Genomic DNA, 6,339 nt, shown 5'->3' with positions numbered 1-6,339 from the left:
AGCGCGAGGCCGGCAACGCCAAGCCCGAGCCCCGCGACATGCGCCATCAGGTCATCCTCGCCCGGCCACGCCAGGGGAAGCGCGTAGCTGAGCGCAACGGCGATTGCGATGATCGCGGCCAGCAGGATGGGCGGCCAAGGCCATGCCGCCGGCGGGGCGACGCTGTCGGGCGTGTTCGTCATGGCGCAATCATCGCAGGATTCTCATGCGAGGCTATGGCGGGCGCTCCGGCAGGCCAACTTCCGTCCTCCCGGAGCCATACTTTTATCCGTAATCGCCATTACTGGCAGCGCGGGGACCATACAGTTCACATACGGTTCATACGGGCACGCGTATCTGCGGTCCGGCGTTCAAGGAAGGTAAAAAATCATGACGGTAAAATCCATGTTTGCGCTCGCCGGTGCGGGGCTCCTGCTTGCGGCCGGTTTTTCCGGCGGTACGGCGACCCAGGCCGAGGCGGCCACCTACGGCTGCTTCAAGGTCACCGCGTCGAGCCTCAATATCCGCGCACGTCCCTACAGCACGTCGGAAGTGATCGGCGTCGCAAAGCGCGGCGACGTGCTCGAGAAGCGCAAGCTCTTCTGTACGCCACGCGGCTTCTGGTGCGCGATCCGCAAGGGCTCGCTCGAGGGCTACGCGGACAAGTCGAACTTGCGCAAGGTCGCGTGTCAGTAATGCGCGGCGTGCGGTTGGCGACGTCTCGCTGAGCCGCCGATGCCGTTCACGCTCTCGAAGATCCTGGCGCTCGCGGTGCAACCGTCCTCGCTCGCCGTGCTCTCAATGGTCCTCGGACTGTGGATGATGCGGCGCGGCTCGGCGAGCCGGCGCGCGCGCCTCCTCACCTGGGGCGGCGTGCTCGCGCTCGTCGTCGGCGGCCTGACACCGGCCGGCAACCTGCTCGTGCTTCCGCTCGAGCAGCGCTTCGCCTCAGTGCCGGCGCCTCAGCCCGGCGACCGTGTCGACGGCATCATCCTGCTCGGCGGATTCGAGGACGGATGGGTGTCGGCCGGACGCGGCGGCCTCGGCGTCAACGAGGCGGCCGAGCGCGTGACGGAAGGATTGAGGCTCGCGCTCAGGCACCCGGAGGCCAAGGTCGTCTTCACGGGCGGCGTCGGCGGACTGCTCGCCAGCAACGTCGAGGCGTCGGGGCCGGTGGCGGATTTTCTCGCGGACGCCGGCATCGCGAGGGAGCGCCTCGTGCTCGAAGGCCGGTCGCGCAACACCTACGAGAACGCGATCTTCACGCGTGATCTGGTCAGGCCGGCCGCCGGCGAGCGCTGGTATCTCGTGACCAGTGCCTTTCACATGCCGCGCGCGATGGGGCTGTTCCGCAAGGCCGGCTTCGACGTCATCGCCTATCCGGTCGACTACCGGACGCGGGGGCCTGAGGACCTCATGCGCTTCTTCGAGCGCATTCCGCAGGGGCTGATGCGTCTGGATCTCGGTGCCAACGAGTGGATCGGCCTCCTGGCCTACCGCGTGCTGGGACGGATCGACGAGGTGTTTCCCGGCCCATAGACAGGGGCGCGCTGTGGCAGCGTGGTGGTCCGTGTGGCATCCGCCGCTCAGGACTTCTTTAGCGGCCGCGTGCGCGGGGGTTCCTTGGCGTTGGGGTCGAGCTCGGCGTCGAGGTCGAAGTTGGCGCAGTTCTTCTCGGCAAGCCGGTGGTTGTAGGCTTCGAGCATGGCGCGGTCGCGAGCGTAGCGCGCGCCGGGATCGGTGCCCTCGCCGGAGCCGCCCCAGGCCGGCTTCGACACCGTCTGCATGCCGCGTGACAAGACCGTCGCCTGGCTACGGGTGTGGTAGTCGCGGATCTGGACGATGCGGACCGCCATGCGCCCGGTCAGCGTTCTGCAGTCGAGCGCCAGCTCCTCCGGTTTCATCTGGTAGCCCGAGGCCGGCGGAAGCCGCGTTACGGTCTCGGCGACCGGGGAGATCGACGGCGCGATGTCGCCCGTCTGCGAGGCGCAGGCGCCCAGCAGCACGGCCGCAAGGGCCGGCGCAGTCCGTGATCTGGCTCGAATCGTCATGGGCGGTCGGGTCGTGTTGCTTTGCGGTATCCTAGAAGGGTTCAAGACGTGCGTGGCGACATTTCGGACCCTGTCGCGCAAAAAGGCGGCGCCACAAAGGCTCCCGGGGTTCGGCTTCGTGGCCGTTGTACCGCCGGCGTTGTGGAGCGGGGCACCTCCGCCACGGGACGGGGCTCGGCGTCCAGTTGACCCGCATCCGCCGGGCGGGCTACGCCTCATTCCATGGTGTTCGGGTGCCGGCCGCGGGCCGCAGCCCCTTTTGCATGAGGCGCGCATGAAGCTTGGCTCGGTTCTCGGCGGTCGTTGGGGGCGCGGTGTCGTCTGGGCCGCCGCAGGCGTCGTTCTCGGTCTCGGCGCGCTCGCCTGGCGGGCCGAGGCCGACGAGGACAAGCCCGCCAATCTGAGCTGTGCGTTCGCGGAAGGCGCGTCGTGGACTTACGAAACCGGCGCGTTTCAGTCGAAGCCGCCCAACCCGCTGTCTTTCGCCATCGCCGATATCGATCTCGAAAGGCAGACGGCTACGCTCAGGGCCACACCCGGCGCGGAGGCGGGCAAGCTCAGCGTCGTGCGCGCCATCAACGCCAACCACTATCTCGAGGTGGTCAACGAGGGCTTCCTGAACCTCACGACGGTCTATGACAAGGACGAGAAGGCCGGCAAGCATCCTGCCGTGCATTCGCGTCACTTCGGCCTCCTGGGAAGCCCCGTGTTCGCCCAATACACCGGGTTCTGCACCGACGAGTGAGCGCGATCACGCATGGCTCTTCACATCATCAAGCTCTGCGTCGGGGTGTCCGCGATCGAGGACCTGGCGGCGTGGCAGCGCGAGCGCATCCGCGAGCAGAAGGCGCGCGGGGAGAAGCCGCGCCTGTTCCATGCAACCCTGCAGACACCGAAGCGGCAGAAGGAGCTGCTCGACGGCGGCTCGCTCTACTGGGTGATCAAGGGCACGATCCAGGTGCGCCAGAAGCTGGTCGGATTTGAGGAGGGCCAGAAGGAGGACGGCAGCCCCTGCTGCCGGATGCTGCTCGATGCCAAGCTCGTGCCGGTGCGGCCGGCGCCGCGCCGGGCGTTCCAAGGCTGGCGCTATCTCTCCGACGACGATGCGCCCGAGGATCTGGGATCGGGAGGTAGCGACGATCTCGCGGCACTGCCGCCGGACATGCGGCGCGCGCTTCTCGATCTCGGTTTGATCTAGAGGCCGGGCCCGCATGAAACCGCCGCCGCTGACGCGCATCATTCGGGAGCTGCCGAAGCTCGTGCCGTTCGTCGGGCCGGAGGCGCAGGAACGGGCGCGGGGGCGTCCGTTCGCCGCGCGGCTCGGCGCTAACGAGAGCCTGTTCGGGCCGAGCCCCGCCGCCATTCGCGCCATGGCCGAGGCCGCGGCCGAGAACTGGAAATACTCCGATCCCGAAAACCACGACCTGCGCGAGGCGCTCGCGCTTCATCATGGCGTCTCGGCCGACAACGTGGTGATCGGCGAGGGGATCGACGGGCTGCTGGGGCTCGCCATCCGGGCTGCCGCCGAGCCGGGGGCCGTGGTCGTGACGTCGGACGGCGCCTATCCGACCTTCAACTTCCATGTGGCGGCGCAGGGTGCGAAGCTGGTCAAGGTGCCCTTTCGCGACGACCGCGAGGATCTCGAGGCCCTGCTCGCCGCCGTGCGGCTCCACAAGGCGGCCGTGCTCTACGTCTCAAATCCGGACAACCCCATGGGCTCGTGGTGGCCGGCCGCGGATCTCGCCCGCCTCATCGAGGCGCTGCCCGACGGGGTGCTGCTGCTGCTCGACGAAGCCTATTGCGACACCGCGCCGGCGGACGCGATCCCGCCGATCGACGTGTCCAATCCGCAGGTGCTCCGTCTCAGGACGTTCTCCAAGGCCTACGGGCTCGCAGGGGCGCGGATCGGCTATGCGCTCGGTGAGGCCGATCTGATCGCCGTCTTCGAGAAGGTGCGGAACCACTACGGAATCAACCGTGTTGGGCAAATCGGTGCCCTAGCGGCGCTAAACGACCAACCCTATCTAACCGAGGCGGTCGGAAAAATCGGCCGTGCCCGCGAAAGGATCACCGACATCGCCCGCAGCAACGGGCTCATGCCGCTCCCATCGGCGGCCAACTTCGTGACCATCGATTGCGGGGCGGACGGCCTTTTCGCGCGTGCCGTGTTGGACGAGCTTCTGGCGCGGGACGTGTTCGCCCGAAAACCGGGCGTGGCGCCGCTCGACCGGTGCATCCGGATATCCTGTGGGCGGGACGAGGATCTCGCAGTCCTCGCACAGATCCTGCCCCAATCCCTCGAAGCCGCGCGCAAGCGGACGCTCGAAAATAGTTGAGTAGGCCCGGTCCAGGACTCGGGTTGAGACGTATACTCGCAGAATCGCCGGCCCGAGACGTGGCCGGGTTCGCGAACAAAGCAAAGGGGAGACCGATGCATAAAGCTTCACGGAGCTTCTTTCTCTCTCTCGGGTCGGGTGCGCTGATGCTCGCCACCGCTGCCACGTTTGCGCCAGCCTCCGCAGCCGATCTCGCCGGCTCGTGGAAGGGCAGCGGCACGGTGAAGTTCAGCTCGGGCGCGACCGAGCGGGCCCGCTGCCGGGCAACGTTCAGCCCGAGCGGCGACAGGGCCTACGACGTGAGCGCGACGTGCGCCACCCAGTCGGGCACGGTCTCACAGACCGCTTTCATCCGCGGGCGCGGCAGCAGCTATCGCGGGACATTCTACAATCCCGAGTTCGATACCACCGGGAAGATCCAGATCTCGGTTTCCGGCCAGAGCCAGGTCGTGCGCCTCAACAGCAACAAGGGCTCGGCGGTCATCCGGCTCTCGCGCTAGGGCGCGACCCTGATTGCGCACTCGCTTTTTCGGCGAGACCGATGATCCACGCTTCGGACTGACAGGGTCCGAAGCGATCATGGTCTAACGGGTGCGCAGGCGCGTGCGCGCGCCATGAGGCATTGCTACTTCTTCTTGGCCGGACCCTGGAACAGGATCTGGAAGCTGCCGGGCGAAGGGCCTTTCGGCGCCTGCTTCGCCACGGAGCGCTGGGGCTTGGGACGCTTGCGCTTGACGACGGGGCGCTTCGCAACGGCCGGAGGCGGCTCGGCCGTCGCGGCGCTCTCGATCTCCTGAGGCTCGCTAACGGGGTTCTGGGGTACGAGGCTCTGCGCCTTGGGTGCGGCTTCCGCCGTGACCAGCGACGTGCCATCGGTCTCGATGGTGGCGTTCTGGGGCACGAGGCGCGAATAGCCCCAGGGGCCTGTCACCGCGCAATCCGCGCTGCAATCTTCCCGCACATCGACGGTCCCGCCGGCAGGGATCTGGTAGACGGCTTCGGTGCTGCCGTTGTCGACGCCAACCGAGACGTCCTTCGAGGACGTGTTCTTGATGGTCAGCGCTCCGACCGGAATGGCCGCGAGCGAGAGCAGGGCGAAGGCGCCGACGGCGCGCGTCATCAGGCTCATGGTCGTCTCCCTTGCGTGCGATGGAAGCGGCTTGCGGGAGATCCTTAGGTTCTCGTGTCCGCGGGTTTGCCGCCGCATACCATGCTACGAGCGCATGGGGCATCTTAGGTAAAGGATGATTAATAATTTGTTTAAAATTGTTAGATGTTCAAATTAGCTCTGCAATTTATCGCTTTGAAATGTCCTTATTTTTCTTGATCTCTGCTTATCAGCGATGGGTGGTCACTGCAACGAAATCCGGATCCTCCTGCGCGCGCCGCTCGAACATCAGGAAGTCGTAGTAGCCGCAACGTCCCTTGCCCGGAAAGGAGCGGCATACGGCAGGGCGGGCCGTGTAGATCGTGCAGCGGCGCTTCTCGGTGTCGAAGAAGCGGCAGATCGCGCCGTAGTGGCGATCGCGCTTGCGCTTCATGACGTACTTGCGCCCATGCGCCTCGCGCGTGAAGGCGCTTCGGGCCTCCTCGAAGCCCAGTCCGTGGTGGCGGGCCAAGCGCTCGACGTCGCGCTTGTCGAGCGCGATCAGCGGATAGGAGCAGCAGTAGCCGGGACACTTCTTGCAGTCGTACACGAGGGCAGCATCCGTCTTCGATGTCGCGTCAACCGGCCGCCGCCGTACCAAAGCGCGCGCCGCTCCGGACGATGCTCCGGATGTTGCCGCTCTTGCCTCTGTTAACTTCCATTTCCGTCGGCAGCAATGTTAAAGCCTGGGCTTCCAACAGATTACATCGGCGCGATGAGGCGCCTTTGGGGGCATTTGAGCAGCAACGGCGAGAAAATCTGAGGCCGCAGTGGCCGGCGCGTCATGGCCCTCAGACACACTTTCTCCTTTAATGTCGGCACATGT

At 66.4% G+C, this 6,339-nt stretch carries 9 protein-coding genes and 1 pseudogene; 6 read left to right on the top strand and 4 right to left on the bottom strand.

The window, feature by feature from the left end:
* Positions 1–182 (bottom strand): annotated as a pseudogene (locus IT540_RS00700) (isoprenylcysteine carboxylmethyltransferase family protein); the annotation flags it as partial.
* Between the two features lie 187 nt (positions 183–369).
* On the opposite strand from IT540_RS00700, the gene IT540_RS00695 reads away from it, so the two are divergent.
* On the top strand, positions 370–675 hold the full coding sequence (locus IT540_RS00695; RefSeq protein WP_291171899.1) for an SH3 domain-containing protein: 306 nt from the start codon (positions 370–372) through the stop codon (positions 673–675).
* Between the two features lie 39 nt (positions 676–714).
* Entirely contained in the window at positions 715–1,518 is an 804-nt protein-coding gene (locus IT540_RS00690) for a YdcF family protein (RefSeq protein WP_291171896.1), read from the top strand.
* Positions 1,519–1,565: 47 nt separating this feature from the next.
* Here IT540_RS00690 and IT540_RS00685 read toward each other — a convergent pair whose 3' ends face one another.
* Complete coding sequence (locus tag IT540_RS00685) at positions 1,566–2,030, bottom strand: hypothetical protein (protein WP_291171894.1); 465 nt, start codon at positions 2,028–2,030, stop codon at positions 1,566–1,568.
* 274 nt (positions 2,031–2,304) lie between these two features.
* On the opposite strand from IT540_RS00685, the gene IT540_RS00680 reads away from it, so the two are divergent.
* From IT540_RS00680 to IT540_RS00665, 4 genes are all read left to right on the top strand, one after another.
* Positions 2,305–2,775 carry a hypothetical protein gene (locus tag IT540_RS00680; RefSeq protein ID WP_291171891.1) on the top strand — a complete coding sequence of 157 codons (471 nt, stop codon included), beginning with the start codon at positions 2,305–2,307 and terminating at the stop codon, positions 2,773–2,775.
* A 12-nt stretch (positions 2,776–2,787) separates the two neighbouring features.
* Entirely contained in the window at positions 2,788–3,228 is a 441-nt protein-coding gene (locus tag IT540_RS00675) for a DUF1489 domain-containing protein (RefSeq protein WP_291171889.1), read from the top strand.
* Between the two features lie 13 nt (positions 3,229–3,241).
* Positions 3,242–4,366 (top strand): pyridoxal phosphate-dependent aminotransferase, encoded by a 1,125-nt coding sequence (locus tag IT540_RS00670; RefSeq protein ID WP_291171886.1) that lies wholly within the window; start codon positions 3,242–3,244, stop codon positions 4,364–4,366.
* Positions 4,367–4,461: 95 nt separating this feature from the next.
* Positions 4,462–4,866 carry a hypothetical protein gene (locus IT540_RS00665; RefSeq protein WP_291171883.1) on the top strand — a complete coding sequence of 135 codons (405 nt, stop codon included), beginning with the start codon at positions 4,462–4,464 and terminating at the stop codon, positions 4,864–4,866.
* Positions 4,867–4,991: 125 nt separating this feature from the next.
* Here the strand turns inward: IT540_RS00665 and IT540_RS00660 are convergent, their stop codons facing one another.
* Together IT540_RS00660 and IT540_RS00655 are read right to left on the bottom strand one after the other, a co-directional pair.
* Positions 4,992–5,495 carry a hypothetical protein gene (locus IT540_RS00660; RefSeq protein WP_291171880.1) on the bottom strand — a complete coding sequence of 168 codons (504 nt, stop codon included), beginning with the start codon at positions 5,493–5,495 and terminating at the stop codon, positions 4,992–4,994.
* A 208-nt stretch (positions 5,496–5,703) separates the two neighbouring features.
* A complete protein-coding gene (locus tag IT540_RS00655; protein WP_291171878.1) occupies positions 5,704–6,063 on the bottom strand; it encodes a YkgJ family cysteine cluster protein in 360 nt (119 codons plus the stop codon).
* Positions 6,064–6,339 lie beyond the last annotated feature (276 nt).

Origin of the sequence: Hyphomicrobium sp. (assembly GCF_020852195.1) — a bacterium.
GTDB lineage: Bacteria > Pseudomonadota > Alphaproteobacteria > Rhizobiales > Hyphomicrobiaceae > Hyphomicrobium_C.
Note: the sequence above shows the minus strand (reverse complement) of the source record. Positions and strands in the feature narration are given on the sequence as shown.